At 56.7% G+C, this 16,072-nt stretch carries 16 protein-coding genes and 1 tRNA gene; 8 read left to right on the top strand and 9 right to left on the bottom strand.

Features of this window, described 5'->3' with window-relative positions; translation table 11 throughout:
• Nucleotides 1-81: 81 nt before the first annotated feature.
• Nucleotides 82-777: an HAD-IA family hydrolase gene (locus ACWIKB_RS13015; protein ID WP_475267256.1), complete on the bottom strand. Its 696-nt coding sequence runs from the start codon at nucleotides 775-777 to the stop codon at nucleotides 82-84.
• Between the two features lie 261 nt (nucleotides 778-1,038).
• Between ACWIKB_RS13015 and ACWIKB_RS13010 the strand changes: the two genes are divergently transcribed.
• Together ACWIKB_RS13010 and ACWIKB_RS13005 are read left to right on the top strand one after the other, a co-directional pair.
• Entirely contained in the window at nucleotides 1,039-5,826 is a 4,788-nt protein-coding gene (locus ACWIKB_RS13010) for an RHS repeat-associated core domain-containing protein (protein WP_475267255.1), read from the top strand.
• Nucleotides 5,823-6,251, top strand: coding sequence for a DUF6896 domain-containing protein (locus ACWIKB_RS13005; RefSeq protein ID WP_475267253.1), 429 nt, complete (start codon nucleotides 5,823-5,825; stop codon nucleotides 6,249-6,251). The genes ACWIKB_RS13010 and ACWIKB_RS13005 overlap by 4 nt, the downstream gene beginning before the upstream one ends.
• A gap of 77 nt (nucleotides 6,252-6,328) precedes the next feature.
• On the opposite strand, the gene ACWIKB_RS13000 is transcribed toward ACWIKB_RS13005, so the two are convergent.
• The 5 genes from ACWIKB_RS13000 to ACWIKB_RS12980 all read right to left on the bottom strand — a co-directional run bounded on the left by ACWIKB_RS13000 (nucleotide 6,329) and on the right by ACWIKB_RS12980 (nucleotide 8,431).
• Complete coding sequence (locus tag ACWIKB_RS13000) at nucleotides 6,329-6,547, bottom strand: hypothetical protein (protein ID WP_475267251.1); 219 nt, start codon at nucleotides 6,545-6,547, stop codon at nucleotides 6,329-6,331.
• Nucleotides 6,548-6,631: 84 nt separating this feature from the next.
• Nucleotides 6,632-6,829 carry a hypothetical protein gene (locus ACWIKB_RS12995; protein WP_475267250.1) on the bottom strand — a complete coding sequence of 66 codons (198 nt, stop codon included), beginning with the start codon at nucleotides 6,827-6,829 and terminating at the stop codon, nucleotides 6,632-6,634.
• Between the two features lie 129 nt (nucleotides 6,830-6,958).
• Nucleotides 6,959-7,381 carry a hypothetical protein gene (locus ACWIKB_RS12990; RefSeq protein ID WP_475267249.1) on the bottom strand — a complete coding sequence of 141 codons (423 nt, stop codon included), beginning with the start codon at nucleotides 7,379-7,381 and terminating at the stop codon, nucleotides 6,959-6,961.
• 166 nt (nucleotides 7,382-7,547) lie between these two features.
• The gene (locus ACWIKB_RS12985; protein ID WP_475267247.1) at nucleotides 7,548-7,919 is read right to left on the bottom strand and encodes a bacteriocin; all 372 of its coding nucleotides are present in this window, start codon (nucleotides 7,917-7,919) and stop codon (nucleotides 7,548-7,550) included.
• A 323-nt stretch (nucleotides 7,920-8,242) separates the two neighbouring features.
• Nucleotides 8,243-8,431, bottom strand: a complete 189-nt coding sequence (locus tag ACWIKB_RS12980) for a hypothetical protein (RefSeq protein WP_169370831.1) — start codon at nucleotides 8,429-8,431, stop codon at nucleotides 8,243-8,245.
• A 137-nt stretch (nucleotides 8,432-8,568) separates the two neighbouring features.
• Between ACWIKB_RS12980 and ACWIKB_RS12975 the strand changes: the two genes are divergently transcribed.
• Nucleotides 8,569-9,405, top strand: a complete 837-nt coding sequence (locus tag ACWIKB_RS12975) for a hypothetical protein (protein WP_475267246.1) — start codon at nucleotides 8,569-8,571, stop codon at nucleotides 9,403-9,405.
• 41 nt (nucleotides 9,406-9,446) lie between these two features.
• Here the strand turns inward: ACWIKB_RS12975 and ACWIKB_RS12970 are convergent, their stop codons facing one another.
• A complete protein-coding gene (locus tag ACWIKB_RS12970) occupies nucleotides 9,447-9,767 on the bottom strand; it encodes a YbjQ family protein (protein WP_475267244.1) in 321 nt (106 codons plus the stop codon).
• 156 nt (nucleotides 9,768-9,923) lie between these two features.
• Between ACWIKB_RS12970 and ACWIKB_RS12965 the strand changes: the two genes are divergently transcribed.
• On the top strand, nucleotides 9,924-10,559 hold the full coding sequence (locus ACWIKB_RS12965) for a hypothetical protein (RefSeq protein WP_475267243.1): 636 nt from the start codon (nucleotides 9,924-9,926) through the stop codon (nucleotides 10,557-10,559).
• 16 nt (nucleotides 10,560-10,575) lie between these two features.
• On the opposite strand, the gene ACWIKB_RS12960 is transcribed toward ACWIKB_RS12965, so the two are convergent.
• Nucleotides 10,576-11,874: a serine hydrolase domain-containing protein gene (locus ACWIKB_RS12960; RefSeq protein ID WP_475267242.1), complete on the bottom strand. Its 1,299-nt coding sequence runs from the start codon at nucleotides 11,872-11,874 to the stop codon at nucleotides 10,576-10,578.
• Between the two features lie 182 nt (nucleotides 11,875-12,056).
• On the opposite strand from ACWIKB_RS12960, the gene ACWIKB_RS12955 reads away from it, so the two are divergent.
• The gene (locus ACWIKB_RS12955) at nucleotides 12,057-12,659 is read left to right on the top strand and encodes a hypothetical protein (RefSeq protein ID WP_475267240.1); all 603 of its coding nucleotides are present in this window, start codon (nucleotides 12,057-12,059) and stop codon (nucleotides 12,657-12,659) included.
• A 253-nt stretch (nucleotides 12,660-12,912) separates the two neighbouring features.
• On the opposite strand, the gene ACWIKB_RS12950 is transcribed toward ACWIKB_RS12955, so the two are convergent.
• A tRNA-Ser gene (locus ACWIKB_RS12950) sits at nucleotides 12,913-13,002 on the bottom strand.
• A 308-nt stretch (nucleotides 13,003-13,310) separates the two neighbouring features.
• Here ACWIKB_RS12950 and ACWIKB_RS12945 point away from each other — a divergent pair.
• The 3 genes from ACWIKB_RS12945 (at nucleotide 13,311) to ACWIKB_RS12935 (ending at nucleotide 16,056) form a co-directional block, all read left to right on the top strand.
• On the top strand, nucleotides 13,311-14,000 hold the full coding sequence (locus ACWIKB_RS12945; protein WP_475267239.1) for a crotonase/enoyl-CoA hydratase family protein: 690 nt from the start codon (nucleotides 13,311-13,313) through the stop codon (nucleotides 13,998-14,000).
• 214 nt (nucleotides 14,001-14,214) lie between these two features.
• Nucleotides 14,215-14,937, top strand: a complete 723-nt coding sequence (locus ACWIKB_RS12940) for a 1-acylglycerol-3-phosphate O-acyltransferase (RefSeq protein WP_475267237.1) — start codon at nucleotides 14,215-14,217, stop codon at nucleotides 14,935-14,937.
• A 147-nt stretch (nucleotides 14,938-15,084) separates the two neighbouring features.
• On the top strand, nucleotides 15,085-16,056 hold the full coding sequence (locus tag ACWIKB_RS12935) for a magnesium and cobalt transport protein CorA (protein ID WP_475267235.1): 972 nt from the start codon (nucleotides 15,085-15,087) through the stop codon (nucleotides 16,054-16,056).
• Nucleotides 16,057-16,072 lie beyond the last annotated feature (16 nt).

Genomic DNA, 16,072 nt, shown 5'->3' with positions numbered 1-16,072 from the left:
TCGCGAAGACGGGTTAACATTCAACGACATTGTTGATTGTTAGTCCGCTTTCGCGAGCAGGCTCGCTCCCACATTTCTACATCACGCCCATTCAAGTGCTGGCAAACCACATTCACTTGGTGTGAACGCCTTCAACGTACGAAGAATCCCATCAGCGTGTGCGTACTTTTCATCAGCCATGGCCGCATCCGGTATCGCAATCGCGGTCATCCCCGCCGCTTTAGCCGCCGTGACGCCAAACGGCGAGTCCTCGAATACCAGGCAGTCTTCAGGCGCGACACCCAGGCGCCGCGCAGCCGTCAGGAAGATATCCGGCGCCGGTTTGGCCGCTCCCACTTCTGGGTCATCGGCGGTGACGATGAAGTCGAACAGCGCAAACCAGTCGCGGTGCAAGGTGGTTTTCTGGCCGAACGATTGACGGGAGGAGCTGGTGCCTACCGCAATCGGGATGTTGTTGGCCTTCAAGTGCCGAACCAGCTCCTCGGCACCTGGCATCGCCAGCGCCAAGGGGAAACGTTCGCGCATCAGTGGCTCACGGATCACCAGAAACTCTTCTGCCGTGATGGGCAAATCCAGCGCCTCGACCACATAACGCGCCAGATCACCCGCGCCACGGCCGATGATGTTCTGTTTGACGCTCCAGTCGAAAGTCCGGCCATAACGCTCGGCAATCATGGACGTGACTTCGGTGTAAATGCCCTCGGTGTCCAGCAGCAAGCCATCCATGTCGAAAATCACGGCCTTGATCGGGCCGAACGCTTTCAGTGGTGCATTCATCGCATCTGATCCGTTTTTAATGACATCCCAGGCGGCTCAGGTACGGCCAATACTCGGATCGATTAAAGGGTTCAGCAGCATAACGAGCGCCGCTGGCATAGGGCAACGGGCAATAGCCGATGAATGAAAAAACCTGCCCCTGCGTTCCACACATGATTTAGCGATTATCCCTACAGCAAACGCCTCCTTTCCCGACTTCTTTCCTCGCTGATCCCCCGCAAAGTCTCGCATCCCTCAATTGAAGTGCGCGAGTGACTGCGAATGTTCGACCCCAATCAACTCCTGGCCCTGAACAACACCATCGGCCTGATGGTGGTCGCCGCCATGAACCCGGAGCAACCGAACGTCGAAACGTTGCTCGGTGAGTTCCGCCTCTGTCTTAACGATTACGAGCGCTGGGCGGAAAACTTCTGGACCGGCTGGGCGCTGGATGTCGAGCAGGTGTTCAAGGTCGGTAACGACGTCCACCTCCGCGCACCGCTGAATTCCACTACGCCTGTCAGCTCCGTGGTTGCCCAATGCTCCGCCCAGGGTCCATTGAACCTCGTGCATATGTTCGAGGCGGCGCGTTTCGTGCCAATCGGTAACACGCCGGTAATGCTCGAACCGGTGATTTCGGATCACAACGGTGTACTGACGTTCGGCGACCCCGTCCACAAAGCCATTGGCCCCAGCGGCATTCTCGAAGTTTCCGATTGCAGTCGGGGCCAGCGATATCGCATCACCTTCTTTCCCGATGTTTCCACCGAGCACGTCAAGGTGCTCTATGCGTCTTATCAAGGCTTGATCGACGAGCTGGACGGCTGGCTGCGTGCCGAGTGGAGCAGTGAGTTCGAACCGCTGTGGGCCGAGTTCGCCAGTGCCGGTTTCATCGAGCGCTACGGTCTGCTGCGAGAGGCGGACTGGCTGGGTGTCGGGAATTCGTTGCAGGCCGTTTGGGATGACGTGAAACAGGTCTATGCCCTGCTCGCGGATCTGCAAGCCAACAGCGAGAAGCTGCTGGATTACTTGACCCAAGCCGAACTGGACGCACTGCTCAACGCCTCCGCCGACGCCATCGCCAATGGCTTGCTGGTACTGAGTGACGAGCCACTGTTGTTCATTCACCTTGCCGCGTTCACCAGTTGGCTGAGGATGCTGCCGCCACAATTCGTCGCCGAGGTGGCGGCGGAAATTCGTACAGACTTGCTGATCGCGTTTGTGTTGATGCGGGTGACTGGACCACTGGGCGTGACGCTGGGGTTAAGCGCCAAAGTGTTGGGCAAAATCAAATCCCCACGGGCACGGCAATCCACATTACGCCTGAGCGATTTGACCGCCGACTCCAGGCTGACCGCCCATGCAGTCGCATTCAAACCGCTGGCGGTGAATGCCCGTCGTGCACCGATCAGTCCAACGCCGACGGTGCCGTTGGAGATTCGCAACGGTGAGTCACCGCTTGTGGTGGTGAAAAATCCGGCCGCCGTCGCTCGCGGTAAAACCGACGTTCAAACCCGAATGGTCCGGCATGAACCTCACGACGACGCGCCGGACCAGGCGAAAAACCCCAACGGCGACAACGCCGATTGCGGGCCATTGACCTGCACCAACGGCTGTCCGGTGTCGATGGTCACCGGCGAAGAACTGCTGACCCTCACCGATGGAGCCCTCGACGGCTTGCTGCCCTTCGAGTTCACCCGGTTGTACCGCACCAGTGCTGCCGAAATCGACTGTGGGCTCGGCTGGGGTTGGAGTCACTCTCTCGCCCATCGATTGGAAGTCGATGGCGATTCCGTTATCTGGATCGACCACGAAAACCGTCGCACCACGTTTCCGCTACCGAGTATCGAGCGCCCGGCGATTCATAACAGCCTGTCACGGGCGGCGATTTACCGGGGGGATGAGTCGCAAGAGCTGATCGTCGTCCAGGCTGGCGAGACAGCCAGGTTTTACCACTTTCACAACGGGCGACTGACGTCGCTCAGCAATGCCTACGGCAACCGGCTACTGATCACTCGCGATCACCAGGGCCGCATTCAACGCCTCGACAATGGAGCCGGACGTTCACTGCTGTTGTGTTACGAGCGCCGGCACCTTGTCGCTGTTGAGTACCAGACGTTTCATCCTGCGCAAACGCTGGGCGACGCCTGGCGCACAGAACAGACACTGGTTTGCTACCGCTACGACGCCCGCCATCGCCTGATCGAAGCAACCAATGCCGCTGGCGAAAGCGAACGGTATGACTACAACGATCAACACGTGATCGTGCAGCGACAATTGGCCGGGGGAGCAAGTTTCTTCTGGGAGTGGGAACGTTCCGGCAAGGCTGCACGATGTGTCGGGCATTGGGCATCGTTTTCGCAGATGGACACACGTTACATCTGGGATGACCAGGGTGGCGTTGCAGTAAAAAACATCGACGGCAGCGAAGAAGCTTACGTCCATGACGACAAGGCGCGACTGATACGCCGGGTAGAGCCAAATGGCGGTGTGCACCTCAAGGCCTACGACGACAGCGGCCGTTTGATCGCCGAGCAGGATCCGCTCGGCGCGGTGACTGAATACCGTTATGACGAAGTCGGACGTCTTGTGGCGCTGATTCCGCCAGAAGGCGAGCCAACGACCTACGAGTACCGCAACGGCTTCCTGCATGCGCGGCGTCGCGGCGAAGCGGTGTGGACGTATCAGCGTAATGCTCAGGGCGATGTCACCGAAGCTGTCGACCCGGATGGGCAGATCACCCATTACCACTACAACGCTCAAGGGCAGTTGCTGTCGATCCGCTACCCGGACAGCAGTCGGCATGTATTTGTCTGGAATGGTTTGGGGCAACTGCTCGAAGAGACGCTGCCGCATGGCGGCATGCGGCGTTATTCCTACGACGTGCTGGGCCGACGGACTACTAGTCAGGACGAACATGGCGCTGTCACCCGCTACCAGTGGGACGCCGTTGGGCGACTGATTCAGACAACTTTACCTACAGGCGCCACTCGCGCCTTTAGCTACAACGCCTATGGAAAGATTACCGCCGAACAGGACGAACTCGGTCGCATCACCCGCTACGAATATGCCGACGATTTGCACCTGGTCAGTCGCCGCATCAACCCCGACGGCACTCAACTGAAGTATCGCTACGACAACGCGCAGCTGTTGCTGACGGAAATCGAAAACGAATCCGGCGAAAAATATCAGCTGGACTACACACCCGATGGATTGATCCGACAAGAAACCGGATTCGATGGTCGCCGCACGGCGTATGCCTACGACCTCAATGGGCACCTGCTGGAAAAAACCGAGTTCGGTGATGACGGCTCCCGGTTGATCACCGGCTATCAACGGGATTCGACGGGGCGGTTGCTGGTCAAGGCGCTGCCCGATAGGACGACCGTTGAATATCGCTATGACAGCCTCGGCCGCCTCGTCAGCGTTGATGACAGTCATGATCATCCGCTGGAGTTCGAGTACGACCGACAAGACCGGCTGATCGCCGAGCACCAAGGCTGGGGCACCTTGCGTTATGGCTATGACGCCTGCGGCCAGCTCAACCACATTCATCTGCCGGACAACAGCAAACTCGATTACCACCACGCCAAGGGCGGCGCGCTGACGGCCATCGACCTTAATGGCGCGCGGCTGACCTCGCACTCGTTTTCCGCCGGCCGCGAACTACACCGCCAACAGGGCCTGTTGCTCAGCGATTACCAGTACGACGACCAAGGGCGCCTGAAAGCCCATTCTGTCAGTCAGCAGCGACAACCGTTGTATCGCCGCGATTATGCCTACAGCGCCAACGGCAATCTCGACCACATTGCCGACACCCGCCACGGCCAACGCAGCTACCAGTACGATCCGCTCGACCGGCTGATCCGCGTTCGCCATTCCCGGGATCACCTGCCGGAAAACTTCGGCCACGATCCGGCGGGCAACTTGCTGATGCAGGATCGTCCCGGCGCGGCGAAGGTTCTGGGTAATCGTCTGCTGATGCAGGGCGACCGCCATTACGACTACGACGCCTTCGGCAACCTGATTCGCGAACGGCGTGGCACCGCGCAAAAACTCGTCACCGAATACCGCTATGACTGCCAGCACCGGTTGATTGGCGTCACGTTACCGAATGGAAGTTGTGCGAACTATCGCTACGACGCCTTCGGTCGCCGCATTGCCAAAACCATCGACGGCAAAACCACCGAGTTCTTCTGGCAAGGCGACCAGGTTGTCGCCGAAAGCAGCCGCGAACACTACCGCAGCTACCTCTACGAACCCGGCACCTTCCGCCCGCTGGCCATGCTCGACGGCAAAGGCCCGCGCCAGGCCTGCCCGTTCTACTACCAACTCGACCACCTCGGCACACCACAGGAACTGACCGACTACAGCGGTGAGATTGTCTGGGCGGCGCAATACAGCGCCTACGGCCGACTGACCCGCTTGAACCGCGATACCCATCAGGTGCTGGATCAGCCGTTGCGGTTTCAGGGACAGTATTTCGATGCGGAAACGGGACTGCACTACAACCGGCATCGGTATTACAACCCGGACGTCGGGCGGTATCTGACGCCGGATCCGGTGAAGTTGGCTGGAGGGTTGAACGGATATCGGTATGGCGTGAATCCGACGGGGTGGGTTGATCCGTTGGGGTTGAATGATTGTCCGGGTGGAGACTGGTGTAAAAGGCCGGGGATTGGGGAGGAGGATCCGGCTGGGAGGGTTGGGGTTGATGAGGGGGAGCCACAGCTGCCTGATGTGATTAGTGGCGTGGATGCAAGGACCTTGAATAGAACGCATGCGATTTCAGGCAAAGGTTCTACAAAAAAAGTAGAGAGTTTTTCAAATGATATGCGTAGCGATGGTTTTGACGCCAAGTTCCCTATTGACGTAACCGAACATGACGAAAAATTTTATATACTTGACGGACATCATCGCGCCTCAGCCGCAAGACAAACATCGACTAGCGTGATAATAAAACTGGTGAAAGACATCAAGGGACACAAAGGAACCCTCAACAGCATCGAAGAAGTTTTGGAGTCTGCGAATAACGTTGGCCACGACAGACTGGAGCATCGAAGAAGATGAGTTACAGAAACGTCCCTTTAGAACAGCTTATCGTCGACTTTCTTTCTAAAGTAGATAAAGCTACTGGATTACTTGAGGATAAATTTGGCACGCGGTGCATTTTGAGGCTATGGCGCACGAACCAAATAGAACGATGCGGAACGATCATTGACAACATAACTTATGAATTACATGGAGTAGGCTGCGCCATTTATCTCCCAGAAGCATGTATAGATTTTGACTATGGTCCAAACGGAAGGATTGATGGTTTCGACGTTTGGCGCTTGTATATGTATGCGTGTGAGCTACCGCTCAAATACGAAAAATATACTGACAAAAAATTACTAAAATCCGAGTTCGAAGAATATATTTCAATAGGAAAAATTGAAGAAATATCTCCAGGAACAGATGGGCTTTATATGATTAAAGGGGACGGATTTATTTAACCGTACAGACGGTGGGTCGATTAACCAGCGCACTTGCATGGGGTGCTAGGGGTCGAGTGACTCGCCCCCTACATTCCTCAACTCGGCTCCCCCGACCCATCCTCCCCCGCAATATCCGGATCATCCGGACTCGCCTCCACATCCCCTCGCGTCACATCATCATTCGGAACCTGCTCCACCCCAGCGTCATCCTCATCATCAGGCGGACGCTGATCACGGCTCAGAGAATCAGTGGGTGAAGGCAGCGGGTATTCAGGCGTTTCGTCGACGTCAGCGACTTTCGGGTCAGCGTTCATAAGCACCTCTCGAAGGGCCTGAAATGTAGGCCCTGCTATTTCGAGGATGGTGTTATGCAGGCGTTCGATCCGAGGGACGATCGGTCAGTCTTCGTCTGCGTCTTCCTCTTCATACTCGGTGTTTCCCACATCCCCTGCATCATCAGAGTCGTTGAGTGGCACGGTCGCATCGTCCATCAGCGACCCTGGGTCTTCATTACCAGGATCGTTCAAATACGGCACACCGCTGGAGTCCTCGTCCTCGTCCTCGTCCTTATCCTTGTCTTCGGTTTCAAGCGTCATGGCACGCCTCACAGTTTTCAGGGAGTGTATGAAGTTCGAGGCGTCTTACTACCAAGCGTTCCAGAGCCCCGACTCACCGATACAAAACCCGTCGCATGGCCGGGCTTGTCCTGTCGCTAGACAGTCAAACTAGTGATGTTTGTTTCTGTGCTTATTCTTGTGCTTGTGGCCGCCACCCGAATGGGAGCTGCCGCTGTCGCTACCCAGGTTGTTACCGACTGCACCACCCGCCGCACCGCCCAGGCCTGCGCCAATGGTCGAACCGGTGGAGCCGCCCAAACTATGGCCGACCACCGAACCGCCCGCCGCCCCGATACCACCACCGACGGCCGCTTCTGTACGGCTGCCCTTGCGCGCGCCGACCGCGCTGCCTGCGGCGCCGCCCACACCCGCGCCGATCGCAGCGCCGGTGCTGCCGCCCATTTGCTGGCCGACCACATTACCCAGCGCACCACCAAGACCACCGCCAACCGCTGCGGTACCATCGCCGGCCGCCATGGCGCCCTGAGCGACCAAAAGACCAAGAACCAACGTGGACAATGTCAAACGCATGATATGAACCTCAAATTCCGTATTGGAGGAGCGCAAGTGTCTCAACCTGCTCCCACAGTACTCTGCTAGTCGAGAGGGTTGTAAGAGTTTGGAGACGCGCTGAAAAAAAACGTTCAGAAACGAAAAAGCCCGGCATAAACCGGGCTTCTTGAGCTGACCCTCAGGATCAGTGGCGCTTGTGGCCTTTCGACAGGTTGGTACCTACCGCACCGCCCGCTGCACCGCCGAGGCCGGCGCCGATGGTTGCGCCGGTCTTGCCGCCCAGGCTATTGCCGATCACCGAACCGCCAGCCGCGCCGACGCCACCGCCGATAGCCGCTTTGGTACGACTGCCCTTCGGAGCGGCAATCGCACTGCCTGCTGCGCCAGCTACACCAGCACCAATCGCTGCGCCGGTGCTGCCGCCCATTTTCTGGCCGACCACATTACCCAGCGCGCCACCCAGACCGCCACCGAGCGCGGCAGTACCTTGACCGGCAGCCATCGCACCTTGAGCAACCAAAAGCCCCAGAACCAGAGCGGGCAGTGTTAAACGCATGACGAGAACCTCAAAAAAGGGGGAAACGAAAAGGCGGAGATTGAATGCTTTAGTGAAGGCAAAGTCCAGACACAATCCGACTCAACCTCGCTATGGGCGACGGTTGGACAGCGTTTATGGAAAAGGTTTTATCGCAGGCAAAAAAAAGCCCGCTGGGGAAACGGGCTGGAGTACTACTTTCTAACGGATGAGCTGAGACTACGTAGGACGGTGTGAAAACTTTGTGAAAGAAAAATCAGATGTGCCCGTAGGAGATTTCCCAAAAATTCACACGCCAAAAATGAAAAACCCCGCTCAATGGCGGGGTCTGCTCTGCTGACGGTTTACTTCCGCGAAGGCGCTGCCACTTTGGGCAGAAATTTCGACCTCGTTGCTCTCGGTGCCGCCGATTTGATCTTGCCAGTCTTGACCTGATCCTCGCCAAAGCCAGCCACATACTCAGTCTGGCCACACTGCACACAATTGTTGATTGGAAACTCAGCCCCGTCGTCTTCGATATACGGATCAGCCATCTCTTCGCCCCTTTCAAAACAGGGTCGATACCGGCAAGCCCTTTTTGCCTGAAAAATATCGACCTCCAAGGATTAGGAGACTAGCCGGTCATTACTGGACTTGTGGTTCAGATCAGCCCAAGCCCGACGAATGGCCGATGCCGGCCTCCTACAAAATGACCACGCAACAAACAGAAACATATCGATTATTCCGCCAACCTCAAGATATCCAGTTAAAGGCCGTTGCCCTTATTCCGACACAAAAAACTCAGGGAGAGAACATGGAAATCAAGGGAATGCCGTCACTGATCAACACCACGCCCATCACACTCACCCCCGAGCAGATCGCGGCCGGTAAAGCAGGTGGCGAAAAAATAAAGGAGATGATCGACTCCGGCGCGATCGACATGAAAAACCCGACGGGCACGCAGCTGACCCCAGGCGTCATCTATCACCCGAGTAATCCATCACCGTCCCAGCCCGCCGAGCCAGGCCCTCCCCTGGTCGCTGTCGAAACCTACATCGGCCGCACCGAGCCCACCAAAGACTTTCCGGCCGCCCGTGACCGCTTGATGGCAGCCCATGAAAACCTCAAGACTACGTACATGCAGTTTCTGGACGATCTGAAAAACATCGACCCGGCACTTGAGGAAAAAGACTTCGGCTTTACCGTCGATCCACAAGGCCAACTCAAGGCCACATCCCCCTCCGGCTCGATCAGCGCCGAGGACCTCGCCCGTCTTTCCGACTACATGAACCAGTCCGGCGCGTTGAAAGATGCCGCCAACGAATACGCTAAAAGCTCGTTCGATTTTGTGAAGGAAGACCGGGAATACCTGGGCACGGGCGGCTTCGTTCTGAACAAGGACAACTTTGAGAAGACCATCGACCTCGGCCAACTGTTTACCTATCAAAAGTCGGGAACGATGAACATGAGCAACTATTTTTTCAATCAGGTCTACACCAAGGGCGAGCGCGCCCCGCATACCGCCTGATCAACCTGACGACGCCCGTGCGCTGACCGCCACGGGCCGTCTCATCTCAACTTGACCGCCGTCCCGGTCACAAACACCACAACCATCCCGCCCTTGCCGGCCGGCATGCTGATCTCGAAATCGAGCCCCACCACCGCATCCGCCTGCAACGTCCGCGCCCGCTCCTTGATTTCGTCCGTCGCCTGAATACGCGCCTCTTTCAACGCCCGCTCCAGCGTTTGAGACCGCCCACCGAAAAAATCCCGCATTCCGGCAAACATGTCGCGAATCACGTTGACGCCCTGCACCGACTCCGCGCTGACGATGTCCAGGTAGGCGGTGATTTGGCGGCCTTCGATGGTGTGGGTTGTAGTGGTGATCATGGTGCAGCCCTTGAATGGAGAAACAGGATTGAAGTTTAAAGCGCGATGACGACCTGCGTCCTTCATCACTCCACGAGGACCACTCAACTTGACTATCAAGTTACTCAGTTCGCTGCCGCTAGTATTACGACAATCCGCACTCATGGACGTAGCGATATGGAAATCAACGCAAACAATCTTTTTGGTTTTGTGCCAACACTGAAGACAGATCCAGCCGTCAAACCCGTTAACGCAGCGACAACGCCCACCACAAGTGCCGACGCTCCAGGCACCTCGAAAGAAGTTGGTGATCAGACCAATACCGACAGTGCGCCGAAAGAAACCAGCGGATATTCGGCCAGGTACGAACAGGCTGCCGCAGCACGTAATGCAGCAGGGTCGATATTTTTCTCCGCATTTAAAGGCTTCATGCAGGGAGTTCTCAGCGCCGATCCTGACTTGGGAAAAAGCATTATCGGGATCGGGATCGACCACAAAACCGGCAAAGCAACGTTCTATGATTTCAGCCACACGTTAAGCGATGAGCAGATGCAGCGCTTCAACAAACACGTCAGCGCTTCGCCCGACCTTCTGAGCAAGCTCGATGTATTTGCTGCCGCAGAAATAGATTTCGACAACGCCTGGAGGGATGAGGAAGTGGATTGGATGAACCCTGCCGACGTCAATCTTCGCGACATGGCGTCCGAGACAACCCCACCTCCCGTGCGTCCCAAAATGACAATGGGCCAATGGTTGGCGCTAGAACTCTGGAACAATGGATTTACGATGTCCCGGCTCCACGAAACCGCTTGATACCAAGATCGGCCACTCATGGTATCGCGTTCAGATGCTCGGCCAATGCCTCAAACGCCGTCAAGGTGACAGGGTCATTGGCCGAGTTGTTGGCCACCGGGTGCGACGCGTAACGAACAATCACCATTTCAGCCTTCGGATCGACATAGATTCGCTGTCCATGCACCCCACGCGCCATAAATGCCCCGCCCTCCTTATTCGTCACCCACCACATCGAGCGGTAACTCCAGCTCTTCAGCAAGTCGTAACCCGCCTTGGCGAAAGCCTGTTTATCACCGCCACCGCGTATATCGTCCACCACCGCTTTCGGTACGATCTGCTGGCCATTAAACACGCCGTCATTGCGCAGCATCTCGCCAAACCGCGCCAGGTCCCGCAGGCCGGTGTTCAATCCGCCGCCGGCAAACGGCGTACCGATGGAATCCACTGTGAAATAGGCGTCCTGCTCGGCGCCCAAACGGCTCCAGATCCGCTCCGACAACAACTGCGCGACATTACGACCGCTGGCCCGGGCAATGATCCAACCCAGCACATCGGTGTTGACGGTTTTATAGCTGAACGCGCTGCCATGCTCGCCTTGCAACTGAACCGTCTGCAAAAACTCGTAGTAACTTCGCGGGCCTGTGTAGTCCTTTGGCTTGGGCAAAGGACTTCCGGCCTTGGCATGAGCCCAGACCTCGGCGTTCGGGTCGGCGTAATCTTCGCTGTATTTGAGGCCCGTGGTCATGTCGAGTACCTGACGCACCGTGGCGCTGCCAAACGCCGAAGTCGCTAGCTCAGGGACGTAATCAGCAACATGCTTGTTCGCGTCGATGCGCCCTTCCGCCACCAACATTGCCCCCAGCGTACCGACCACCGACTTGGTCACTGACATCGCCGCGTGCTGGCCTTCCGGCGTCAACACACCGAAATAACGCTCGTAGACGATTTTCCCCTTGTGCATCACCACGATGCCATCGGTGTAAGTAGCGGCAAGGGATTGCTCCCAGGTCATCGGCGTCTTTGCGCCGAGCGGGATGAAGCTGATGGCGTCGATGTCATTACGCAGCGCTGATTCCAAAGGAACGGGCGCGCCCAGACCGCGTGAAACATTGGTTGTCGGCATCAATTGGCGAAAGTTCGAAACGCTCCAGCGCATGGCCGGGAACTGGAAGTAGCTGCCGTCTTCGAAGCGGACGGTTCGGTCGGCCGAGGGTGGCGAGCCGACCATCCAGCCGAGCTTGGCGGGGTCGCTAGCGGCGGCGTCGGGAAAGGCTGTAGCGTTGGCGAGTGATGAGAAGCAGCACATCAACAGTGCTATGCGGTGGAGAAGCATGGAGTCGATTCCGTTCGAGGGGTTTGGCAGTTTACATCAGGCGAGACTAGCTCGATTCAGCGCGTGGCAGTTCGGGGTAGAAAGCTACGATTCCCACATAAACCATTTCCAGCGCGGCCTGTGGCATTGTCCGCTGATGTCTAGAATAAACGTCATCGAACGTTTTTCAGTGAGCACTTGAAATGAGCATACCGACAGACATTCTTTCCAATGTCGCCTTGGGCGTGCTCGGAAGTTTCGTCGCCTCGATACTGTTCCTTGCCGCGTTGTATGCCCGTAGACCGAAGATTCAGATAGCCCATCAGATCGCCAAGACAACACTGAATCGCCAAACCGTCTACTCAATCAAAGTCATCAATTGTGGATGGTTTGACTGCATCAATGTTCAGGCTGAACTGGTCCTGGTCCAACCAGATCGGGTTTCAGGAGGTATTGCCAAACGAATAGGGAAAATGAGCCTGCTTAAAGACTCAGTCTTTGTTCTTCGATCACCCCGGACAGCTGTGGGAGCGAACGGCGCGGCAGCTTTTCGATTTGTCACCGTCGATGATCTTGAGGGTGAGTGGAGAAAACAGGAATACCTCTGGAGACACACCCATAAGAAGGAACCCGAGCTACGCCCCTACGTCCACCTGGTGATCTATGCACAGGACGGTTTGTCGAACTTCGGGCGAGTACTCGACCGATCCTATACCTCTTTCTACAGGGACTTGATCTCCGGCGAGTACGAGCATGGCCTCTCGCTGGAGATCAACTCCATCCCCACCATACGCGTCGATAACTGACTCGGCCCAAACTAACTGGAATGCCCCCAGTAGTGATTGAGCAATACCAATTCGAAAATGGCGACGAGTACCAATCTTTTTCAACTCGGCCTGCTCCATGGGGCGTTCCTGTATTGCTTGCATCTGCCAGATTTAGAGGGCGTCGAGTGCCCTGCCCATCAAGTAGCACCAGCGCCACACCTGAAATCCAGCCCCCAGAAACCACAAAACCCCTGATTTCTCTCGAAATCAGGGGTTCTGGTTACATCGAATTTGGCGGTGAAGGAGAGATTCGAACTCTCGATACAATTTCTTGTATACACACTTTCCAGGCGTGCTCCTTAAGCCACTCGGACACTTCACCGTATCTCTTCAAACAAGTTCTGTCTGTCGAGGCGCGCTAATGTAGTCGAAAGCTTTTCCGATGGCAAATATTTTTTTCAGAATTTTCATGCGCTTAGCGATTCAGGTGCTGCGGCGGGTTCGGGGCCATGGCAAACCGGCCAATCTCCGGCTTCCGCTCTCCATCTATATAGAGGGGAATGCACGGCCAGTGTGGCCGGCTACGCTTGCCGGGCCGGGAAAGCATGACCAGCGGGTCAGTCACGGCGCTTTACCTGGCCTGCGACGGTGGGTAACGTCTGCCTCAACTTTCATACAAGGAATAGCGTCATGAGTGAGTTGATTTCCTACCACCTCGAAGACGGTATCGCGACCCTGACGTTGAGCAATGGCAAGGTCAACGCCATTTCCCCGGACGTGATTGCGGCGTTTAATGCTGCGCTGGATCAGGCGGTGACTGATCGTGCAGTGGTGATCATTACCGGTCAGCCGGGCATTTTGTCCGGTGGTTATGACTTGAAGGTGATGACGGCTGGTCCTAAAGAGGCGGTGGCGCTGGTGACCGCTGGTTCGACGCTGGCTCGTCGTCTGTTGTCGCACCCGTTCCCGGTGATCGTTGCCTGCCCTGGGCATGCGGTGGCCAAGGGTGCGTTCCTTTTGTTGTCGGCCGATTACCGCATTGGTGTCGACGGCGCGTTCAGCATTGGCCTGAACGAAGTGCAGATCGGCATGACCATGCACCACGCCGGGATCGAGCTGGCCCGTGATCGCCTGAGCAACGCGGCGTTCCATCGCTCGGTGATCAATGGCGAGATGTTCAACCCGCAAAGCGCGATTGCTGCCGGTTTCCTCGATGTGGTGGTGGCGGCCGAGGAGTTGCAAGGTGCGGCGTTGGCGGCGGCACGTCAGTTGAAGAAGATCAACATGACTGCGCACAAGAACACTAAGCTGAAAGTGCGCAAGGCGCTGCTGGAGACGCTGGACAACGCGATCATCCAGGATCAGGAACATTTGGGTTAAGCCCACGCCTGCTGCAGAGAAAAGCCCGACCGTCGTGTCGGGCTTTTTCGTACGTGCTCTGTTGAAAAGCCTGTAACCGCTCTAGGCCGCGTCTGACCCTCTAGTCGGAAACATGCGCTTAAACATCGTCTATCTCCCACCTCTATAGCGGCAATTGCCGAAAACAGTGCACATCCGTACACTGCGCCACCTTTTGTCCCGGTGGGGCCTGTAAATGCTCTTTGTGTTTCGTATGTTATTGATGGGCCTGCACTTTATTCTGGCCGGTGTGCTGGGTGTGATTCTGGGCCTGTGCCGGCCATTCAACCCGGACAACAGCCGTTTGTGTGCTCGCCTGTATGCCTGGCCAGCGATGTGTATTTTGCGTCTGCGGGTGAAGGCCGACGTAGGACCGTTGATGGACAAGCCCGACAGCTGCGTCATCATCGCCAACCATCAGTCCAACTACGATCTGTTTGTATTTGGCAACGTGGTGCCCCGCCGCACCGTGTGCATCGGCAAGAAGAGCCTGAAGTGGGTCCCGTTGTTTGGCCAGTTGTTCTGGCTGGCGGGCAATGTATTGATCGACCGGGGTAACGCGCACAAGGCCCGTCAGTCGATGCTCACCACCACCCACACCTTGCAGCATGAAGACACCTCGATCTGGGTGTTCCCAGAAGGCACGCGCAACCTTGGCGAAGAGTTGCTGCCGTTCAAGAAAGGCGCGTTCCAGATGGCGATTGCTGCCGGGGTGCCGATCGTACCCGTGTGTGTCAGCAGTTACGTCAAACACATGCGATTGAACCGCTGGTGCAGTGGGAAAATTCTGATCCGTTCGCTGCCGGCGATTCCTACGGCCGGGTTGAGCATGGATGACATGCCGCTGCTGATCGCCCAATGCCGCGAACAGATGCGCGAGTGTATTGCCTCAATGGATCGGCAACTGCAAGCCGCCTGAAAACAAACCCGCCCTGTGCGGGTTTTCTTTTGCCTGTAATACGCTTACCGCCGAACTCTGCAGATTTCACTGAATCTCTACAAGCAGAAGGCTAAGCTGAACACTGCCTGCCACTGCCATTGCATAAATAAGAAGCGAACCAAAATCATGGGTAGAGTTGTTGCTGCTGCGGTTTACAGCGCCGGTAAAAAAATCACCAATATCACCCTCGATGAAGGCGCAGCCTGGGCGGCCAAGACCGGCCACTTTGTGTGGATCGGCCTCGAAGAGCCCAATGCCCAGGAGCTGACCAACCTGCAACGCCAGTTCAACCTGCACGAGCTGGCCATCGAAGACGCCCTGGAAAAACACAGCCGACCGAAGCTCGAAACCTTCGGCGATGCGCTGTTTATTGTCACGTACTCGCCGATTCGCCATGACGGCAAACTGGAGTTCATCGAGACTCATATTTTTGCCGGCAAGGGTTACATCATCACCGCTCGCAACGGTCACTCGGCGTCCTACGCCCATGTCCGCCAACGCTGTGAGGCGCGTCCGTTGTTGTTGGAGCACGGGGAAGATTTCGTACTCTATGCCATCCTCGATTTCGTGATCGAAAACTACCAACCGGTGGGCGAAGCGATCCATGCCGAGATCGATGAACTGGAACGCAACGTGCTGTGCAGCGCGCTGAATGAGCGCGACATCCAGAACCTCCATAGTCTGCGTCGAGACGTGCTGCGCTTGCGCCGCTATGCCGCGCCGATGGTGGAAATTGGTGAAGAACTGCAGAAGCTGAGCTTCCCGTTTATCGACAAGAACATGCGACCGTATTTCCGCGATGTGCAGATCCACGTGACGCGGCAGATGGAAGACCTGACAACCCTGGCGGACATTGCCAGCCAGACCATCGAGGTCGGGGTGTTGCTGGAGGCGTCACGCCAGAGCGTGGTGCAGCGCAAGTTTGCGGCATGGGCAGCAATTCTGGCGTTCCCGACAGCGGTGGCCGGGATTTACGGGATGAACTTCCAGAACATGCCGGAGTTGAGTTGGCATTACGGGTATTTCGCGGTGCTGGGGTTTATAGCGGTGGGGTGTGTGGGGTTGTGGGCGAGTTTCAAGAGGTCTGGGTGGTTGTAGCCAAGACCGAGGTGTT

The sequence above is a fragment of the Pseudomonas sp. 5Vm1k genome (genome assembly GCF_056161485.1).
The sequence above is the reverse complement of the archived record's forward strand: the minus strand, read 5'-3'. Positions and strand labels throughout refer to the sequence as shown.

Bases quoted from the DNA above. Each gene is read 5' to 3' on its own strand.
- ACWIKB_RS13015 (WP_475267256.1), bottom strand. From the start codon at position 777: ATGAATGCACCACTGAAAGCGTTCGGCCCGATCAAGGCCGTGATTTTC.
- ACWIKB_RS13010 (WP_475267255.1), top strand. From the start codon at position 1,039: ATGTTCGACCCCAATCAACTCCTGGCCCTGAACAACACCATCGGCCTG.
- ACWIKB_RS13005 (WP_475267253.1), top strand. From the start codon at position 5,823: ATGAGTTACAGAAACGTCCCTTTAGAACAGCTTATCGTCGACTTTCTT.
- ACWIKB_RS13000 (WP_475267251.1), bottom strand. From the start codon at position 6,547: ATGAACGCTGACCCGAAAGTCGCTGACGTCGACGAAACGCCTGAATAC.
- ACWIKB_RS12995 (WP_475267250.1), bottom strand. From the start codon at position 6,829: ATGACGCTTGAAACCGAAGACAAGGATAAGGACGAGGACGAGGACGAG.
- ACWIKB_RS12990 (WP_475267249.1), bottom strand. From the start codon at position 7,381: ATGCGTTTGACATTGTCCACGTTGGTTCTTGGTCTTTTGGTCGCTCAG.
- ACWIKB_RS12985 (WP_475267247.1), bottom strand. From the start codon at position 7,919: ATGCGTTTAACACTGCCCGCTCTGGTTCTGGGGCTTTTGGTTGCTCAA.
- ACWIKB_RS12980 (WP_169370831.1), bottom strand. From the start codon at position 8,431: ATGGCTGATCCGTATATCGAAGACGACGGGGCTGAGTTTCCAATCAAC.
- ACWIKB_RS12975 (WP_475267246.1), top strand. From the start codon at position 8,569: ATGCCGGCCTCCTACAAAATGACCACGCAACAAACAGAAACATATCGA.
- ACWIKB_RS12970 (WP_475267244.1), bottom strand. From the start codon at position 9,767: ATGATCACCACTACAACCCACACCATCGAAGGCCGCCAAATCACCGCC.
- ACWIKB_RS12965 (WP_475267243.1), top strand. From the start codon at position 9,924: ATGGAAATCAACGCAAACAATCTTTTTGGTTTTGTGCCAACACTGAAG.
- ACWIKB_RS12960 (WP_475267242.1), bottom strand. From the start codon at position 11,874: ATGCTTCTCCACCGCATAGCACTGTTGATGTGCTGCTTCTCATCACTC.
- ACWIKB_RS12955 (WP_475267240.1), top strand. From the start codon at position 12,057: ATGAGCATACCGACAGACATTCTTTCCAATGTCGCCTTGGGCGTGCTC.
- ACWIKB_RS12945 (WP_475267239.1), top strand. From the start codon at position 13,311: ATGAGTGAGTTGATTTCCTACCACCTCGAAGACGGTATCGCGACCCTG.
- ACWIKB_RS12940 (WP_475267237.1), top strand. From the start codon at position 14,215: ATGCTCTTTGTGTTTCGTATGTTATTGATGGGCCTGCACTTTATTCTG.
- ACWIKB_RS12935 (WP_475267235.1), top strand. From the start codon at position 15,085: ATGGGTAGAGTTGTTGCTGCTGCGGTTTACAGCGCCGGTAAAAAAATC.